The sequence below is a fragment of the Aeromonas jandaei genome (assembly GCF_037890695.1).
Taxonomy (GTDB): Bacteria; Pseudomonadota; Gammaproteobacteria; order Enterobacterales; family Aeromonadaceae; genus Aeromonas; species Aeromonas jandaei.
The window spans coordinates 1,102,378-1,119,357 of record NZ_CP149571.1; the positions used below are offsets into that span (position 1 = coordinate 1,102,378).

The 16,980-nt window shown below is 61.3% G+C and carries 14 protein-coding genes and 3 tRNA genes; 12 read left to right on the top strand and 5 right to left on the bottom strand.

From position 1 onward, the window contains the following. Positions 1-246: 246 nt before the first annotated feature. Positions 247-2,727 carry a trimethylamine-N-oxide reductase TorA gene (gene torA, locus WE862_RS05370; protein WP_042031864.1) on the bottom strand — a complete coding sequence of 827 codons (2,481 nt, stop codon included), beginning with the start codon at positions 2,725-2,727 and terminating at the stop codon, positions 247-249. Positions 2,728-2,748: 21 nt separating this feature from the next. After that, the gene (locus tag WE862_RS05375) at positions 2,749-3,879 is read right to left on the bottom strand and encodes a NapC/NirT family cytochrome c (protein ID WP_042031863.1); all 1,131 of its coding nucleotides are present in this window, start codon (positions 3,877-3,879) and stop codon (positions 2,749-2,751) included. A gap of 276 nt (positions 3,880-4,155) precedes the next feature. On the opposite strand from WE862_RS05375, the gene WE862_RS05380 reads away from it, so the two are divergent. The 4 genes from WE862_RS05380 to WE862_RS05390 all read left to right on the top strand — a co-directional run bounded on the left by WE862_RS05380 (position 4,156) and on the right by WE862_RS05390 (position 8,734). Further along, complete coding sequence (locus tag WE862_RS05380) at positions 4,156-5,763, top strand: cyclic nucleotide-binding domain-containing protein (protein WP_422388482.1); 1,608 nt, start codon at positions 4,156-4,158, stop codon at positions 5,761-5,763. A gap of 9 nt (positions 5,764-5,772) precedes the next feature. Beyond that, entirely contained in the window at positions 5,773-6,120 is a 348-nt protein-coding gene (locus WE862_RS21360; protein ID WP_422388485.1) for a sensor histidine kinase, read from the top strand. Between the two features lie 54 nt (positions 6,121-6,174). Then, a complete protein-coding gene (locus WE862_RS05385; RefSeq protein WP_042031861.1) occupies positions 6,175-6,672 on the top strand; it encodes a response regulator in 498 nt (165 codons plus the stop codon). 67 nt (positions 6,673-6,739) lie between these two features. Then, complete coding sequence (locus WE862_RS05390; RefSeq protein ID WP_042031860.1) at positions 6,740-8,734, top strand: DNA topoisomerase III; 1,995 nt, start codon at positions 6,740-6,742, stop codon at positions 8,732-8,734. Positions 8,735-8,810: 76 nt separating this feature from the next. On the opposite strand, the gene WE862_RS05395 is transcribed toward WE862_RS05390, so the two are convergent. Together WE862_RS05395 and WE862_RS05400 are read right to left on the bottom strand one after the other, a co-directional pair. Then, entirely contained in the window at positions 8,811-10,166 is a 1,356-nt protein-coding gene (locus WE862_RS05395) for a TrkH family potassium uptake protein (protein ID WP_042031858.1), read from the bottom strand. Beyond that, positions 10,163-10,816 carry a potassium channel family protein gene (locus WE862_RS05400; RefSeq protein ID WP_042031857.1) on the bottom strand — a complete coding sequence of 218 codons (654 nt, stop codon included), beginning with the start codon at positions 10,814-10,816 and terminating at the stop codon, positions 10,163-10,165. The genes WE862_RS05395 and WE862_RS05400 overlap by 4 nt, the downstream gene beginning before the upstream one ends. 126 nt (positions 10,817-10,942) lie before the next feature. Here WE862_RS05400 and murB point away from each other — a divergent pair, with 126 nt between their 5' ends. Further along, positions 10,943-11,980 (top strand): UDP-N-acetylmuramate dehydrogenase, encoded by a 1,038-nt coding sequence (gene murB, locus WE862_RS05405; RefSeq protein ID WP_042031856.1) that lies wholly within the window; start codon positions 10,943-10,945, stop codon positions 11,978-11,980. Next, positions 11,977-12,942, top strand: a complete 966-nt coding sequence (gene birA, locus WE862_RS05410; RefSeq protein WP_042031855.1) for a bifunctional biotin--[acetyl-CoA-carboxylase] ligase/biotin operon repressor BirA — start codon at positions 11,977-11,979, stop codon at positions 12,940-12,942. Before murB ends, birA begins: the two co-directional genes overlap by 4 nt. 98 nt (positions 12,943-13,040) lie before the next feature. Here birA and coaA read toward each other — a convergent pair whose 3' ends face one another. Next, positions 13,041-13,979 carry a type I pantothenate kinase gene (gene coaA, locus WE862_RS05415; RefSeq protein WP_033114855.1) on the bottom strand — a complete coding sequence of 313 codons (939 nt, stop codon included), beginning with the start codon at positions 13,977-13,979 and terminating at the stop codon, positions 13,041-13,043. 264 nt (positions 13,980-14,243) lie between these two features. Here coaA and WE862_RS05420 point away from each other — a divergent pair. The 6 genes from WE862_RS05420 (at position 14,244) to nusG (ending at position 16,922) form a co-directional block, all read left to right on the top strand. Then, positions 14,244-14,328 (top strand) — tRNA-Tyr (locus WE862_RS05420). A 38-nt stretch (positions 14,329-14,366) separates the two neighbouring features. Beyond that, positions 14,367-14,441, top strand: a tRNA-Gly gene (locus WE862_RS05425). A gap of 173 nt (positions 14,442-14,614) precedes the next feature. Continuing rightward, positions 14,615-15,799, top strand: a complete 1,185-nt coding sequence (gene tuf / locus WE862_RS05430; protein ID WP_074042664.1) for an elongation factor Tu — start codon at positions 14,615-14,617, stop codon at positions 15,797-15,799. Positions 15,800-15,852: 53 nt separating this feature from the next. Beyond that, positions 15,853-15,929 (top strand) — tRNA-Trp (locus WE862_RS05435). A 60-nt stretch (positions 15,930-15,989) separates the two neighbouring features. Next, positions 15,990-16,361 carry a preprotein translocase subunit SecE gene (secE, locus tag WE862_RS05440; RefSeq protein ID WP_033114962.1) on the top strand — a complete coding sequence of 124 codons (372 nt, stop codon included), beginning with the start codon at positions 15,990-15,992 and terminating at the stop codon, positions 16,359-16,361. A gap of 9 nt (positions 16,362-16,370) precedes the next feature. Then, positions 16,371-16,922: a transcription termination/antitermination protein NusG gene (nusG, locus tag WE862_RS05445; protein ID WP_005306318.1), complete on the top strand. Its 552-nt coding sequence runs from the start codon at positions 16,371-16,373 to the stop codon at positions 16,920-16,922. Positions 16,923-16,980 lie beyond the last annotated feature (58 nt).

Here is a 16,980-nt window from a genome sequence, read left to right on the forward strand (position 1 = left end):
CGCCATGGGGCGCTTGGTTATTGGTATAAGTAAAAATCGGGTCATTATCGGAAAAGTCATAAATTAAATTTATGCAGGAGAATCAGGCACCCTCACGGTGCCAGCGAACGCCGCCAGCGCTGTGGGAGGGGATCTGCCGATCTTCGCTATTGGCGCTGGCACTTATCCCGACAAGGGATCTCCCCGCCACAACCGGGATAAAAAAACGGCGCCATGATGGCGCCGTTTTGTCCAGTAGCAACCGCCTTAGCCGTTGACCGGTACCGCGTGGGCGGTGTTGGCCAGCATCGGCCCTGTGTACTTCTCGATCTGCAGCTGGGCCATGTGGCCGCAGTTGCCCTGCGCCAGACTGGACGAGCCCTCGTCGAAGGTGAGGCAGTTGACGTTGCCGTTCTTGCAGATGCTGCCCGCTTCGCCCGGCTTGGCCGGGTCATACCAGGCCCCTTCGCAGATCCGCACCACCCCCTGACGCACATCTTCGGAGAGCAGGGCGCCCACCAGGATCTGGCCGCGCTCGTTGAAGGCGCGCACCAGATCCCCCTGAGCGATGCCACGGGCCTTGGCGTCGGCGGGATGGATCATGATCGCCTCGCGGTCGGCGATGGCGAACTTGTCCCGCAGCGGGGTGTTGTCGAGCTGGGAGTGCAGCCGCTGGGTCGGGTGGGAGGTGTTGAGCGACAGCGGATAGCGCGCCGCCACCTCGCTCTTCACCCACTCTTTGGGCTCATACCACTTGGGGTGGCCGGCGCAGTCGGCATAACCCATCCCCGCCACCGTGTTGGAGAAGATCTCGATCTTGCCGGACGGGGTGCCGAGCGGGTTGAGCAGCGGGTTCTCGCGAAAATCGGCGTGACGGATCCACTGGCGGTTGGCCTCGGGGATCGGGAAGCGGATGTAGTTGTTGGACTCCCAGAACATGTTGAACGGCGGCAGCGCGACGCGGGCGCCGCGGGCCTGCGCCGCCATGCCGTCGTACATCTGCTTGAGCCACAGCATCTCGTCCTTCCCTTCGGTGTACTGCTCCTGCACGCCCAGCTTGGCGGCGATGGCGCTGAAGATGTCGAAGTCGTTGCGGGCTTCAAACTGCGGCGGTACGCACTGGTGCATCGGGAACACGTAGCGCTGGGAGTAGTCGCCGCCCATCTCCAGATCGTTGCGCTCGTAGCTGGTGGTGACCGGCAGCACGATGTCGGCGTGCTTGGCGGTGGCGGTCCAGTAGGGCTCGTGGACGATCACGGTTTGCGGCTTGCGCCACGCCTGCAGCAGGTTGTTGGTGTCCTGATGGTGGTGGAAGGGGTTGCCGCCCGCCACGTAGACCAGCTTGATGTCCGGATAGGTCACCTTGCGGCCGTTGAAGTCGATGGTCTTGCCCGGGTTGGCGAGACAGTCGGCGATGCGGGCCACCGGGATCGGTGCCGGGCTGTTCTTCGGTGCGTTGCCGGCAGAGATACCGGCCAGAATGCCGCCCTTGGCGGTGGGGCTGCCACCGGAGGAGTAGTGGTAGCTGAAGCCGTAGCCGCCGCCCGGCAGGCCGATCTGGCCCAGCATGGAGGCCAGAGTGACCAGCATCCAGTTCGGCTGTTCGCCGTGCTGCTGACGCTGCATGCCCCAACCGGCCATGATCATGGTGCGCTTGGCGGCCATGTCGAGGGCCAGCTGGCGGATCACCTTGGCATCGACGCCGCAGACAGTGCTCGCCCATTCGGCGCTCTTCGGCTGACCATCATCCTCGCCGAGCAGATAGGCGAGGAACTTGTCGAAGCCGACGGTGTAGCGATCGAGGAAGGCCTGATCGTGCTTCTTCTCGCTGTAGAGGGTGTGGGCCACACCCAGCATCATGGCCACATCGGTGTAGGCGTTCGGGGCAATCCACTCGGCGCCGACCAGCTTGGCGGTTTCGTTGTAGACCGGATCGATGCTGATGACGCGGGTGCCTTTCTCTTTCAGCGCCTTGAATCCGGCCTGACCTTCGTGATCCGGCATGTTCCAGCTGTTCTTCAGGGTGACCTGAGCATTGACCCCCCACAGCACCACCAGCTCGGCGTTCTCCACCACGTTTGGCCAGGCGGTCTGCTGCTCGTACACCTCGATGGAGCCCATCACGTGGGACATGATCACCTGAGCCGCGCCGGTGGAGTAGTCACCGGCATAACCGGTGAAGCCGCCGGAGAGGTTCATCAGGCGGTGCAGCAGGGTGCGGCTGTTGTGGAACATGCCGACGCTCTTCCAGCCGTAGGAACCGGCGTGGATCGCCTGCGGGCCGAAATCAGACTGGACCCGCTGGATCTCGCCGGCCACCAGTTCGATGGCTTTCTCCCAGCTCACCCGTACCCACTCGTCGGCACCGCGCAGCTCGGGTTTGGCGCCCGGGCCATGCTCCAGCCAGCTTTTGCGTACCATGGGGTACTTGATGCGGTTCTTGGCGTGCACCTGGAACGGCGCCATGTCGATGAGATCGTTCGGCGCCGGATCATCGGCTACCGGCTGGACGCGCACCATGCGGCCATCCTCGACGATCGCCTCGAAGGCACCCCAGTGGGCGCCAGTCAGAATGCCCTTCTGGGCGGGCACCAGAGTCGGGAACTGGCTCAATGCGGTGCTGATGGCTTGCGCCAGCGCGCTTTTCGGGAAAATGCCGCCAAGCAGGGGCAGGGCGGCGCAGGCACCGAGCCCCTTGAGCAGGTTGCGGCGGGAGAGATTGGTCTTCTTGTCGTTAAAACGGGTCATTGGGATTCTCCTCTACCAGCCTCAGTGGGCCGCGCTCATGTCGCTGGCGTGTTTCTGGACATACTGGGTCAGCATGCGTGCCTGTTCCGGGGTGAGGGAGGTACGAGACTCCATCCCCTTGATGACGCCGATCCACTGGTTGGCGTTGAAGTGATCCAGCGCGGTGAGGCCGTGGCAACCGGTGCAGTTGTTGGACATCAGGGTGGAGGCGTACTGCCATAGCTTGCCCTGATCGCCGATGAGCTGGCTCTCGTCTACCCAGGCGGTCAGGCTGACCTGATGCCAGGTGAGGTTGGTGGCGCTGTCGGTTTCGCTCTTGCCGGTGACCAGCGCTTTCTTGGCGGCATCGCCGACCAGTACGCTGAGGATCCGTTTGCCGGGGGCGGCGTAGAACACTTCGCTCACGCCATCCTGCTGCCAGCCGTCGATGCGCACCCGGGCGCGGCCATTCTCCTTGCCCATCATCTCAACCTGAGTGGAGGGCATCAGGGTGCCTTCATCGGTCTTGGCGCTGGCATCCAGATAGAGCGGGGTGGTGGCGATGGCGTAGCGGGTGGTGACGCTGGCCGGGGTCTGGGCGGCGGCCTGCGCCAGTTCGCTGGCACCGGCGGCAGCCAGACCGCTCATGTCGGGCATGATGTGGGCAACGCCGCGGTGGCAGTCGATGCAGGTCTGGCCATCCTTGATGGCGATGGGGTGTTCGGCGCGGGCGTTGGGGCGCTGGGCCAGAATGTCCATCGCTGCGTAGCTGTGGCAGCTGCGGCAGGTGGCGGAGTCACTGGCTTTCAGCTCGTCCCACACGGTCTGGGCCATCCGCAGCTTGTGGGCCTCGTATTTCTCGGGCGTGTCGAGGGTGCCGATCGCCTCGTGATAGATATCCTTCACGGCGCGGATCTTGGTCCACAGATAGGAGCTGGGGTCGCCCGGGATGTGGCAGTCGGCACACTCGGCGCGGATCCCCTTGGTGTTCTGGAAGTGGACGCTGCCCTGATACTCGGCCAGCGGGGTCTGCATGGAGTGGCAGGAGACGCAGAATTCGGTGGAGCTGGTCTTGTGCAGCACGGTCACGGTGACGCCGAGGGCGGCGATACCCAGCATGGCGCCCAGCAGCAGGAGCCAGAACCAGGTTTTTCTTATCAGTTTTCCAATCATGGGGGCTGTGTCCTGTGGTCGATGAATACCAACATAGTAGTAGGTACATGGTAGTCATCAGGGGCGCAGGGGGCGTTGACCTCAATCATGGTTTGAATTTTAAGATGCGCGTCACATTGTGATTAATGTTTTGTTATTGACTGATTTGTCGAATTTAGTTCTGAAAATTGTCGATTTAATGATTATTTTACTTTCTTCTGCCGCTGTTAGCCCCCTCGCAAAACCCTGACGGATTCGTTGATATAGTCAGGATTGAGCCTCAACGGAGTGTCGCTGATGAGCCCTTTCTCCCTGCTGTGTGTCGCCGCCGATGTCCAGCTGCTGGCCGAGTTCGAACAGGAGCTGGCCCCGCTGCTCAGCCGCTTTGCGCTGGTGGTCGCCACCGGGCAGGAGTCGGCCGAGCTGGCGCTTGAGGAGCTGGAGCGCAAGGGGCAGCCGCCGGCCGTGGTGGTGTGCGACAGCGATCTGGGGGATGGGCGCGGGGCCGACTTTCTGATCCGCCTCGGCAGCCAGCACGAGGCGTGCCGCAAGATCCTGCTGGGCAGCCAGCCCGAGATGAAATCGATCATCGAGGCGGTCAACCTTGGCCGCCTCGACTACTACCTGCAGCGCCCCTGGCGCGACGGCAGCCTGCGCCGCGCCGTCATCGAGCAGGCGAGCCAGTTCGTGCTGCACTGCCCGGAGGCGGATCTGCTGAGCTATGCAACCGTGCTCGACAACCAGCGACTGCTGCGGGCTCATGTCGATCGCCAGTTGGCCGAGTATCGTCAGGGCTTTATGGATTACACCCGCTGCAGCGACGAGGAGTTGTCGCGGGTGGTGATCGACGGCCTCTACCAGTTTTTCGAAGGTAACGACGAGGCGCGGGTCTGCCGCCACTACAGTCCGGGCCATGTGCTGACCCGCGAGGGGGAGCCCAACAGCTTCCTCTGGTTTATCGCCAAGGGGGAGGTGGTGCTGCGCAAGCGCGACGCCCACGGGGTCGATCAGGAGGTGGTGCACTACCGCTCCGGCGCGCTGGTGGGGGGCATGTCCTTCGTCACCGGCGAACCCGCCTTTACCACCGGAGTGACCCTGACCGGCGCCGAGGTGATCAAGCTCGACAAGCTGCAGTTCTCCCGCGTCATGGAGGCGCGCAGCGAGCTGCTCCCCTCCTTTACCAACCTGCTGCTGCGCCACTTCAACCGCCGCCTGCAAAACAGCATCCGCACCGAGATGCGGTTGCAACAGACCCTCGACTCCCTCGAAGCGGCTCATGCCCAGCTGATGGAGAGCGAGAAGATGGCGATGCTGGGGCAGCTGGTGGCCGGTGTCGCCCACGAGCTCAACAACCCGGTGGCGGCCATCATTCGCGGCAGCGAGACCCTGCGCGCCGCCATCCCCGATCTCATCAACCTCGAACTGCCTGCCGCCCTCAAGGGGCTGGGCAATCAGACTCTCTGTCAGGCGCTCTCCTCCCAGCCGGTCTCGACCAGCGAGATCCGCGACAAGACCCGGCAGGCCGAGCGGCGCTTTGGCGAGCGTCAGCAGGCGCGGCTGGCGGTGCAGATGAATCTGGATGATGAGCTGAGCTGGCAGCGCTGGTTTGCCGGGCGCACCGCCAGCGAGCGGGAAGCACTGCTGGTGCAGCTGGAGCTGTTCCAGCAGACCGGCAGCTTCCTGCGCAATATCGAGGTGTGTGCCCGCCGCATCGGCGATCTGGTCAAGAGCCTCAAGCAGTATGCCCGGCAGGACAGGGACGAGCCCTCGCTGGTGGACTTGCACGAGGGGCTGGAAGATACCCTGCTGATGTTCGAGAACCGCCTCAAGCAGCATGAGCTCTGCAAGGAGTACCAACCCCTGCCTCTGGTGCGCTGCCATCCCGCCGCCCTGCAGCAGGTGTGAACCAACCTCATCGCCAACAGTCTGGATGCCATGAGCGAGCCGGGAAGATTGACGGTGCGCACCGGCCTGCCGGAGCCCGGCTGGGTGATGGTGGAGGTGGAGGATAGCGGCTGCGGCATCGAGCCCGAGCTGTGGCAGCGGATCTTCGATCTCAACTTCACCACCAAGCGGGAGGGCCATTTCGGCCTTGGCATTGGCCTGAGCGTCTCGCTGCAGATCGTGCAGCAGCATCACGGTCGGATCGAGGTGGCCTCCGAGTCTGGACGCTACACCCGGATGCGGGTCTGCCTGCCGCTGGGGGATATAGGGATGGCCGACTACGGGGGAGAGCCCCGCCACAACGAGCATGCGGCCTGAGCGGACGCATCTGCCATAAGAGGGCGTGCCGTGGTGCGCCGCCAAGGAGGAGCAATGAACAAACACTATCTGATCCTGTGTGTGGACGATGAGCGGGAGGTGCTGGAGGCGGTGCTCCACGACCTCGCACCGTTTCGCAGCCATTTCGAGCTGGATGGCGCCGAGAGCGTCGACGAAGCGCGCGAGGTGGTGCACGAGTGGGAGCGGGAGGGGGGCAGGCTGGCGCTGATCCTCTGCGATCACATCATGCCGGGAACCTTGGGGGTCGATTTTCTGGTGGAGTTGAACCGGCGTAGCGCGACCCGGGCCAGCCGAAAGCTGCTGCTGACCGGGCAGGCGGGGTTGGAGGCGACCATAGAGGCGGTCAACCGCGGCGGATTGCACTACTACCTCGCCAAGCCGTGGAAGCTGGAGAGCTTGCAGGAGGCGGTGCGCGAGCAGCTGACCGACTACCTGCTGACGGAGGATGGCGACAACGCCTTCCACTATGCCCCTGTGCTCAATCAGGCGCGGCTGTTTGCCGCCATTCACGACAATCCGTTCGACGAATAGTCGCGGTTGGGCTTTATCGGTGGGCGCTGTATACTGTCTGCATATACAGTGTTTCAGGTAGTCACCGATGCGACTCTTCATCGCCGAGAAGCCCACTCTGGGGCGCGCCATTGCCGATGCCCTGCCCAAGCCCCACAAGAAGGGCGATGGTTTTATCGAGACCGCCCAGGGGGATGTAGTCACCTGGTGCATCGGCCATCTGCTGGAGCAGGCAGAACCCGATGCCTATGACGCCGCCTTCAAGCAGTGGCGGATGGAGCATCTCCCCATCGTCCCCGCCCAGTGGCAGCTGGTGGCCAAGCCCAAGACCAAAACCCAGCTCACCGTCATCAAGCGGTTGATCAAGCAGGCCGACTGCGTGGTCAACGCCGGTGACCCTGACCGGGAAGGGCAACTGCTGGTGGACGAGGTGATCGACTTTCTCGGCTACCCGAAAACCAGGCCGGTGCAGCGCTGTCTCATCAGCGATCTCAACCCGCCCGCGGTGCGCCGTGCCCTCGACAAGCTCAGAGACAACAAGGAGTTCGTGCCGCTGGCGGTCTCGGCGCTGGCTCGCAGCCGGGCCGACTGGCTCTACGGTATCAACATGACCCGTGCCTACACCCTGCTCGGGCGCAAAGCCGGTTGCAGCGAGCTGCTCTCGGTTGGTCGGGTGCAAACACCGCTGCTCGGGCTGGTGGTGCGGCGGGATCTCGAGATCGAGGCCTTCGTCCCCAAACCCTTCTACGAAGTGCTGGCCCATCTGCTGACCGATAGCCACGAGCGCTTCACCGCCAAGTGGCTGCCGTCCGAAGCCTGCCTGCCGTGGCAGGACGAGGAGGGGCGGGTGCTCAACCGGGCGCTGGCCGACAAGGTGGTGAGCCGGATCAACGGTCAGCCCGCTCAGGTTGAGTCGGTGGAGGAGCAGGCCCGCAAGCAGGCGGCGCCGCTCCCCTATAACCTCTCCAGCCTGCAGATCGATGCCGCCAAACGCTTCGGCATGGATGCCAAGCGGGTGCTCGACATCTGCCAGAGCCTCTACGAGCGCCACAAGCTCATCACCTATCCGCGCTCTGACAGCCGTTATCTGCCGACCGACCACTTCAAGCGGGCGGAGCAGGTGCGCGGCGCCATTGCCGCTACGGCGCCCGCGCTGGCCAGGGCGGTTGCCGAGGCTGACGGCAAGATCCGCAGCAAGGCGTGGAACGACAGCAAGGTGGATGCCCACCACGCCATCATCCCCACCGAGAAGCAGGGCAACCCCGCCACGCTGGGGGCCGACGAGGCGAAGCTTTACGGCCTGATTGCACGCCAGTACCTGCTGCAGTTCTACCCCCCGTTCGAATACAACGACAGCAAGGTGCTGCTGCGCATCGCCGGTGGCCTGTTTCAGGCCAAGGCGCGCCGCATTCTGAAAGCGGGCTGGAAGGCATTGCTCGGGGTGGAGGAGGATGACGACGAAGAGAAGGCGGGCACGCTGCCCGCTTTGAAGGAGGGCGAACAGCTGCTCTGCGAGCGTGGCGAGTTGCAGGAGAAGATGACCCAGCCACCCAAGTCATTTACCGATGCCACCCTGCTGGCGGCCATGACCGGTATCGCCCGCTATGTGCAGGATCCCGAGATCCGCAAGACCCTGCGCGAGACCGATGGCCTCGGCACCGAGGCGACCCGGGCCGGTATCATCGACCTGCTGTTCAAGCGCCGCTTTCTGGTGCGTCAGGGCAAGAGCATCAAGGCGACACCGACCGGGCGGGCGCTGGTGCAGGCGCTGCCTGCCACTGCCACCACGCCGGATATGACGGCGCTGTGGGAGCAGAGCCTCGGCCAGATCGCCGAGCGTCACGGCAGCTACCAGCAGTTTATGGGGCCGCTCACCGAGCAGCTGCACGGTCTGATTGAGGGGGCGCGGCAGGACTCTGGTGCCAGTTTCAGCGCCCTGCCCAAGGAGGCGCCGGGGGCCGGCAAGCGGCGCTTTGCCAAGCGCAAGAGTCCGGCCGCTGGCGGCGCTGCGCCTCGCAAGAGTTCAGGCAAAAGTGCAGGCAGGAGCACGGGCAAGCGGACGACCAAAAGCCAGGCGGCCTGACCATGGGGTGTCAGCAGGAAAAAGAGAGGGGCCATGATGGCCCCTCTCTTTTTGTCGGCGTAACGGCCAGCGGTCATTAGCCGGTGTAGACGCTCTCTTCCGGATACTTGATGCGGGTCTCGCTCGGGCGGGCCAGCATAAAGGCGAGGGTGAGCGGGCCGAGACGGCCGCAGATCATCACCAGCACCAGAATGAACTTGCCCGGGCCGCTCAGGCTCGGGGTGATGCCGGTGGAGAGGCCGACGGTGGCAAACGCCGAGATGGTTTCGAACATGATTTTGTCGAACGGCAGGGCGTCGGTGATCATCAGCAGGAACATGGCCAGCATCAGCACCATGGTGCTGACGATGATGATGGCCAGCGAGCGGGTGACGATCTGGGGCGACAGGGTGCGACCGAAGGCGGTGACGTGAGGGCGCTTGGTAAGAAACGCCTTGGTCGCCAGCAGCACCACGGCAAAGGTGGTCACCTTGATACCACCACCGGTGGAGGTGGCACCGGCACCGATAAACATCAGCATCATCATGAACAGCAGCGAGGCGGGCACCATCTGGCCGATGTCGATGGAGTTGAAACCCGCGGTACGGGCGCTGGCCGACTGGAAGAAGGCCGCCAGCAGCTGGCCGCCAATACCGGCGTTGCCAAAAGTGCCCGGGTTGTTGCGCTCCAGCAGCCAGAAGACCACGGTCCCCAGCAGCAACAGGGCCGGCGTCATCAGGATCATCAGTTTGCTGTGCAGCTTCAGTTTGCGCCAGCGACGGTTGCGCACCAGATCGACGATAACGGTAAAGCCGATACCGCCGAGGATCAGCAGGCCTGCGATGGTCAGGCTGATGAGGGGATCGTCCCGATAGCTGATCAGGTTGTTGGCAAACAGCGAGAAGCCGGCGTTGTTGAAGGCGGAGACAGCGTGGAAGAAGCTGACGTAGAGGCCGTGCACCCAGCCCATCTCGGGCACCCAGCGGATGGCCATCAGGCCGGTGCCGATCAGCTGGGCGATAAAGGCGAACAGCACGATGCGCTTCACCAGCTGAATGATGTTGACCGAGCCCTCCTGCCCCAGCGCCTCCTTGGCGAGTACCTGCTGGCGCAGGCCGACCCGCTTGCTGAAGATGGCGATGAGCAGCAGGGTCATGGTCATCTGCCCCAGCCCGCCAATCTCCATCAACATGATCAGAAAGATCTGCCCCTGCAGGGTGAAGGCGGTGCCGGTATCCACCACGCCGAGCCCGGTCACGCAGATGGCCGAGGTGGCGGTGAACAGGGCGTTGATGAAGCTCACCTCGCCGTTATGGCTGGAGGGCTGCACCAGAAAGATAGTGCCTATCAGCAGGATGATCAGAAAGCTGCCAAGGATCAGCTTGGCTTCGCTCCAGCGGGAGTCATCCTCCCGGTGGAGGGTGAAGGCAAAGCTGTTGCGCCAACGGGTCATAGGGTTTCCAGCCAGTGGTCGATCGCGTGTTTGTTGCCTGCCAGGATGAGGATGTCACCCAGTTGCAGCTCCATCTTGCCGGTCAGTACGTTGTGCAGCACATCGCCGCGCTTGATGGCGAGCAGCTGGAAGTCGCTCTGCTGTAACAGGTGGAAGTCGCTGAGCGCCTTGCCGTTCTGTGGCAGACCGATAACGAACTCGGTCAGCACCATGTCGTGACCCAGCTCCAGATAGTCGAACAGGCGGTTGTCGAGCATGCTCTGCGCAACGCGACGCCCCATGTCCCACTCGGGGTTGATCACCTTGTCGGCGCCCACTTTCTGCAGGATCTTGGCGTGGAACTTGTCGCGGGCCTTCACCCATACCTTCTTCACGCCCGCTTCCTTCAGCACCAGGGTGGTGAGGATGCTGGTCTCCAGGTTGTCACCGATGGCGACGAAGACGATGTCGAAGTTGGCCAGCCCCAGCTCGGCGACGGTGGCCTCATCAGTGGCATCAGCCACGACGACGTGGTTGCAGAGGGTGGCGATTTGGCGGGTCTTGCTCTCGTCGATATCGATAGCCAGCACCTCGGCATCCTGCCGCTGCAGCTCTTCGCACAGCGCGCTGCCAAACAGGCCCAGGCCGATGACGGCAAACTGGTTGTTCATGAGTTATTCCTCAACAGTTGAAGCTGACTACTCTAAACCACTGTTATTCGTCCGAAAAGAGCACAGATTTTTCGTCACCGGCAACTTGAGGTAGACTGCGTCCTTGCACCAAGCCGGGATAGACAGATGAAACTGAATGCCAACGCCTCCTTGTTGAAACTCAACACCCTCGCCCTCGATGCTTACTGCCTCTGGTTGGCCGAGGTGGAGCTGATCTCCGATCTGGCTGCCCTGCGAAGTGATGCCGAGCTGAACACGCTGCCCCGTCTGAACCTGGGTGGTGGCAGCAATGTGCTGTTTACTACCGACTTCCACGGTCTGGTGGTGCTCAACCGCCTCAAGGGCATTACCGCACAGGATCAGGGCGATCACTGGCTGTTCCATGTCGCAGCGGGTGAGGATTGGCATCAGCTGGTTTGTCATACCCTGCAGCAGGGTTGGTACGGACTGGAGAATCTGGCACTCATCCCCGGCACGGTCGGGGCGGCTCCGGTGCAGAACATCGGCGCCTACGGGGTCGAGCTGGCTAACTTCTGTACCTATGTCGAGGCCTTCAACTGGCAGAGCGGCGAGATCGAGCGGATTGAGGCAGAGCAGTGCCGTTTCGGTTATCGCGACAGCATCTTCAAGCACGAATATCAGGACTCCCACCTGATCACTGCTGTCGGCCTCAAACTGCCCAAGGTGTGGCAACCGGTGCTGGGCTATGGCCCGCTGGCCGCGCTTGGCGACCAGCCGAGTGCGCAGGCCATCTTCGACACAGTCTGCGCCACCCGCAAGGCCAAGCTGCCGGATCCCGCCGTACTCGGCAACGCCGGCAGCTTCTTCAAGAATCCGGTGGTGCCCGCCGCGCTGGCCGATTCGCTCAAACTGACATATCCGCAGATGCCCTGTTATCCGGCCGGGGAGGGGCAAGCCAAGCTGGCGGCTGGCTGGCTCATCGATCAGTGTGGTCTCAAGGGATTTGCCATCGGCCGCGCCGCCGTTCATCAGGAGCAGGCGCTGGTACTGGTCAATCTGGGGGGCGCCAGCGCCATGGAGCTGATCGCGTTGGCGGCCCACGTGCGCGACAGCGTGGAGCAGAAGTTTGGTGTGGTGCTGGAACACGAGGTGCGCTTCATGGGCGCGCAGGGTGAAACCTGGCTCGATGAGGTGCTCTCATGACGTTGACTCCAATCAGACAGACCTTGATCACCCTGCTCAGCGATGGCCAGTTTCACTCCGGCGAACAGCTGGGCGAGCAGCTCGGTATCAGCCGGGCGGCAGTGAGCAAGCACATGGCTGCACTCAAGGAGCTGGGGCTGGATCTCTTTAGCCTGACCGGCAAAGGCTACCGGCTGGCGGTGCCGATGGCGCTCTATGACGAGGCTAAGCTGCAGGCGCTGGCACCGATGGCGCCGGTGCACTGCTTCCCGGTGATCGGTTCGACCAACCAGCATCTGCTGGACAGGGTCAATCAACTGCGCTCTGGCGAGAGTTGCCTTGCCGAGTGCCAGACCGCCGGACGCGGTCGTCGTGGCAAGCCCTGGGTCTCGCCGTTTGGTTGCCAGCTGATCCTCAGCATGTACTGGCGGCTGGAGCAGGGGATGGCTGCCGCCATGGGGCTGAGTCTGGCGGTTGGTGTTGCCGTGGTAGAGGCGCTGGAGTCGCTCGGTTATCACGGTGTCGAGCTGAAGTGGCCCAACGACCTCTACTATCAGGGGCGCAAGCTGGCGGGCATTCTGGTGGAGATGAGCGGCAGCGCCGGTGCCAGTTGCCATCTGGTGATCGGTATCGGCCTCAATCTGGCGATGCCGTCCCGCGAAGGGGAGAAGATCGATCAGGCATGGGCCGAGTTGCGCCACATCAATCCCGAGCTGGTTGATCGCAATGAGCTCGCTGCCCGGATGATCGCCTATCTGCAGCGGGCGATGCAGACCTTCGAGCAGAGCGGATTGGCGAGCTTTGTCGATCAGTGGAACCGGCTCGACCACTTTGCCGGTCGCCCTGTCCGTCTCTTGATGGGGGAGCAGGAGATCCGGGGGATCGCCCGTGGTATCGACGATCGCGGCGCCCTGCGGTTGGAGACGGAGGAGGGGACCAAGTTCTATCTGGGGGGCGAACTCTCCCTGCGCCGGGGTGATTGAGCGTTGTGCATGGCGCTAATCGTTAGCGACAAAAAAGAGAGGGGCCTGCGGGTCCCTCTCTGTTATCCGGCTATCTGCAACGGTGCGAACTGCCGTGCTTATTTGCGCAGCTTGATCTGTTCGATGGCGTGCTCGTTGCCCTTGGTCAGGATCAGGTTGGCCCGCTCCCGGGTCGGCAGGATGTTCTCCTGCAGATTGAGATAGTTGATATCCTGCCAGATGTTGTTGGCGATCTGGGTCGCTTCGCTCTCGGTCAGCTTGGCGTAGTGGTGGAAGTAGGAGTCCGGGTCCGAGAAAGCGCCACTGCGGAATTTGAGGAAGCGCTCGATATACCAGGTGCGCAGCAGGTCGGCTTCGGCATCCACATAGATGGAGAAGTCGACGAAATCGGAGACAAAGACCCGGTGCGGTTCCTGCGGATAATCCATGCCGCTTTGCAGCACATTGAGCCCTTCCAGGATCAGGATGTCCGGCTGCTCTACCACCTTCTTCTCGTCAGGGATGATGTCATAGATAAGGTGGGAGTAGACCGGTGCTTCCACCTTCTCGTGGCCGGCACGGATATTGGCGACAAACTCCACCAGATGGCGGATGTCGTAGGATTCCGGGAAACCCTTGCGGCGCATCAGGCCACGCTCCTCCAGCACCTTGTTGGGATAGAGGAAGCCGTCGGTGGTGACCAGCTCCACTCGCGGGTGCTCCGGCCAGCGTTCCAGCAACGCCTGCAGGATACGAGCCGTGGTGCTTTTGCCCCCCGCCACACTGCCGGCGATGCTGATGATATAAGTACCCTTGCCGCGTGACTGGCCGAGGAACTGTTCCAGTACCCGGCTTCGGCGCTGCTTGGCTTTGACATAGAGATTGAGCAGGCGGGAGAGGGGCAGATAGATCTCCTCTACCTCCTTCAATGACACCTTTTCGTTGATCCCGCGCAGGGTTTGCAGATCGTGTTCGGTCAGGGTCAGGGGGACCGAATCGCGCAATAACGCCCATTTTTCGCGGGTGAATTGCAGATAGGGGTTATGCTCTGTCGTCATGGTGTCATCACTGTTTCTTTGGCACGGCGACCATACACCAAGGGGTGGAGAGCGACAAGGGACGCATCCAGATTGGCCTGAATCCCTCCACTTTTTTGCCCGGATCCCGGCAATAATCCACATTTTGCAAGGAGCAATGGTTGCATCCCCCAAATCCTTACAATAAAATGCGCGACGCTTGGATGTCTGTCGCCTGTTTGCTCGGCAAAAGCGATAAAAAACAGTGGGTGCAAGCAGAATTACCACTGTGACAATCTGGCATCTGGAGGGGTTCCCGAGCGGCCAAAGGGATCAGACTGTAAATCTGACGGCTCTGCCTTCGAAGGTTCGAATCCTTCTCCCTCCACCATATTTCTCTGCGGTTTGAGTTCTTTGGGTTAGAGAAATGCGGGCATCGTATAATGGCTATTACCTCAGCCTTCCAAGCTGATGATGCGGGTTCGATTCCCGCTGCCCGCTCCAAGATGCTGATATGGCTCAGGCGATACCAAGAGCTACGCCCTCAGGGTGAAGTCGGCAGTCGAACCTGTCTGTCAGCACCAGCCTCTCTTCCCCACCAGATGCAAATCCATCATATAAACTGTTCTGTGGTTAGCTTGCCACCGCGTACTCAGCGTTAGTTTAGAGGGACGATCATGTCTAAAGAAAAATTTGAGCGTAATAAACCGCACGTTAACGTGGGTACCATCGGCCACGTTGACCACGGTAAAACCACCCTGACTGCAGCTATCACCAACGTGCTGGCCAAGCACTTCGGTGGTAAAGCTTTCGCCTTCGACCAGATCGACAAGGCACCGGAAGAGCGTGAGCGTGGTATCACCATCAACACCTCCCACGTAGAATACGACACCGCTACCCGTCACTACGCCCACGTAGACTGCCCGGGTCACGCCGACTACGTTAAAAACATGATCACCGGTGCTGCCCAGATGGACGGCGCGATCCTGGTAGTAGCTGCGACTGACGGCCCGATGCCGCAGACTCGTGAGCACATCCTGCTGGGTCGTCAGGTAGGCGTTCCGTACATCATCGTGTTCATGAACAAGTGTGACATGGTAGATGACGAAGAGCTGCTGGAACTGGTCGAGATGGAAGTTCGCGAACTGCTGTCCGAGTACGACTTCCCGGGTGATGACCTGCCGGTAGTCCGTGGTTCTGCACTGAAAGCGCTGGAAGGCGAAGCTCAGTGGGAAGAGAAGATCCTGGAACTGGCTGGCCACCTGGACAGCTACATTCCGGAGCCGGAGCGTGCAATTGACCAGCCGTTCCTGATGCCGATCGAGGACGTATTCTCTATCGCTGGCCGTGGTACTGTAGTTACCGGTCGTGTAGAGCGCGGTATCGTTAAAGTTGGTGAAGAAGTGGAAATCGTTGGTATCAAAGATACCACCAAGACCACCTGTACCGGCGTTGAAATGTTCCGCAAGCTGCTGGACGAAGGTCGTGCAGGCGAGAACATCGGTGCACTGCTGCGTGGCGTGAAACGTGAAGACGTAGAGCGTGGTCAGGTACTGGCCAAGCCGGGCACCATCAAGCCGCACACCAAGTTTGAATCTGAAGTGTACGTACTGTCCAAAGAAGAAGGTGGTCGTCATACCCCGTTCTTCAAAGGCTACCGTCCGCAGTTCTACTTCCGTACTACCGACGTGACCGGTACCATCGAACTGCCGGAAGGCGTAGAGATGGTAATGCCGGGCGACAACATCAAGATGGTTGTTACCCTGATTGCACCGATCGCGATGGACGACGGCCTGCGTTTCGCTATCCGTGAAGGTGGCCGTACCGTAGGTGCTGGTGTTGTAGCTAAAGTTATCGCTTAATCTTTGGCTTACATAAATAAAGCAAAGCCCCTATAATAGGGGCTTTCTTATGCAGGGGCGTAGTTCGAATTGGTAGAACAGCGGTCTCCAAAACCGATGGTTGCGGGTTCGAGTCCTGCCGCCCCTGCCATATACCTCGTCTCGTACGGGGCTTTTGTGTCTTTGGTTACGTCAGATACAGGTGGGTTGTATGAGTGTTAGTTCTGAGAGCCAGGGCGGAAGCAAGGATACCCTGCTTTGGGGCCTGGTTTTCATTATCCTGGCGGCTGCTGTAGTGGGTAATTACCTGCTCAACGATGTTGTCGCTGCCGTCCGCGCCCTGGGTGTGGTCGTTGTCGTCGCTGCTGCTGGTGCAGTAGCCCTGCAAACCACCAAGGGAAAGGCTACGCTGGCATTCGCCCGTGAGTCTCGCCTGGAAGTCCGCAAGGTCGTATGGCCAACCCGTCAGGAAGCCATTCAGACAACCCTGATTGTGCTGGCGGTGACCGCCGTGATGGGGCTGCTGCTGTTCGTTCTGGACGGCGCCTTGGTCTGGTTGGTCAACCTGATTACCGGTGTGTAAGGATAAGCCATGACTGAACAACGTGAACAGCGTATGAGATGGTATGTCGTGCAGGCGTTTTCCGGCTATGAAGGCCGTGTTGCCAAATCCCTGCGTGAACATATCAAGATGCATGGCATGGAAGACATGTTCGGTGAAGTACTGGTCCCGACCGAAGAAGTGGTCGAGATGCGTGCAGGCCAGAAGCGCAAGAGTGAGCGCAAGTTTTTCCCGGGTTATGTCCTGGTTCAGATGATCATGGATGAAACCACATGGCACCTGGTACGCAACGTACCGCGTGTAATGGGCTTCATCGGCGGTACCTCCGACCGTCCGGCACCGATCTCCGACAAAGAGGCCGATGCCATCCTGAACCGTCTGCAGGATGCCCACGACAAGCCGCGTCCGAAAACCCTGTTTGAACCGGGTGAAATGGTGCGGGTTGCCGATGGTCCGTTTGCCGACTTCAACGGTACCGTTGAAGAGGTGGATTACGAGAAGAGCCGCGTGAAGGTCTCTGTACTGATCTTCGGTCGTTCTACTCCGGTTGAACTGGATTTTGGTCAGGTCGAAAAGGGCTGATTGATTTCTGTTCACTCAACAGTTGTCAGGGGCAGCGAATATCTCTATAATTCGCTGC

What these genes read in the sequence shown, in the direction of transcription:
- torA (WP_042031864.1), bottom strand. Translation starts at nt 2,727, where the DNA reads ATGACCCGTTTTAACGACAAGAAGACCAATCTCTCCCGCCGCAACCTG.
- WE862_RS05375 (WP_042031863.1), bottom strand. Translation starts at nt 3,879, where the DNA reads ATGATTGGAAAACTGATAAGAAAAACCTGGTTCTGGCTCCTGCTGCTG.
- WE862_RS05380 (WP_422388482.1), top strand. Translation starts at nt 4,156, where the DNA reads ATGAGCCCTTTCTCCCTGCTGTGTGTCGCCGCCGATGTCCAGCTGCTG.
- WE862_RS05385 (WP_042031861.1), top strand. Translation starts at nt 6,175, where the DNA reads ATGAACAAACACTATCTGATCCTGTGTGTGGACGATGAGCGGGAGGTG.
- WE862_RS05390 (WP_042031860.1), top strand. Translation starts at nt 6,740, where the DNA reads ATGCGACTCTTCATCGCCGAGAAGCCCACTCTGGGGCGCGCCATTGCC.
- WE862_RS05395 (WP_042031858.1), bottom strand. Translation starts at nt 10,166, where the DNA reads ATGACCCGTTGGCGCAACAGCTTTGCCTTCACCCTCCACCGGGAGGAT.
- WE862_RS05400 (WP_042031857.1), bottom strand. Translation starts at nt 10,816, where the DNA reads ATGAACAACCAGTTTGCCGTCATCGGCCTGGGCCTGTTTGGCAGCGCG.
- murB (WP_042031856.1), top strand. Translation starts at nt 10,943, where the DNA reads ATGAAACTGAATGCCAACGCCTCCTTGTTGAAACTCAACACCCTCGCC.
- birA (WP_042031855.1), top strand. Translation starts at nt 11,977, where the DNA reads ATGACGTTGACTCCAATCAGACAGACCTTGATCACCCTGCTCAGCGAT.
- coaA (WP_033114855.1), bottom strand. Translation starts at nt 13,979, where the DNA reads ATGACGACAGAGCATAACCCCTATCTGCAATTCACCCGCGAAAAATGG.
- tuf (WP_074042664.1), top strand. Translation starts at nt 14,615, where the DNA reads ATGTCTAAAGAAAAATTTGAGCGTAATAAACCGCACGTTAACGTGGGT.
- secE (WP_033114962.1), top strand. Translation starts at nt 15,990, where the DNA reads ATGAGTGTTAGTTCTGAGAGCCAGGGCGGAAGCAAGGATACCCTGCTT.
- nusG (WP_005306318.1), top strand. Translation starts at nt 16,371, where the DNA reads ATGACTGAACAACGTGAACAGCGTATGAGATGGTATGTCGTGCAGGCG.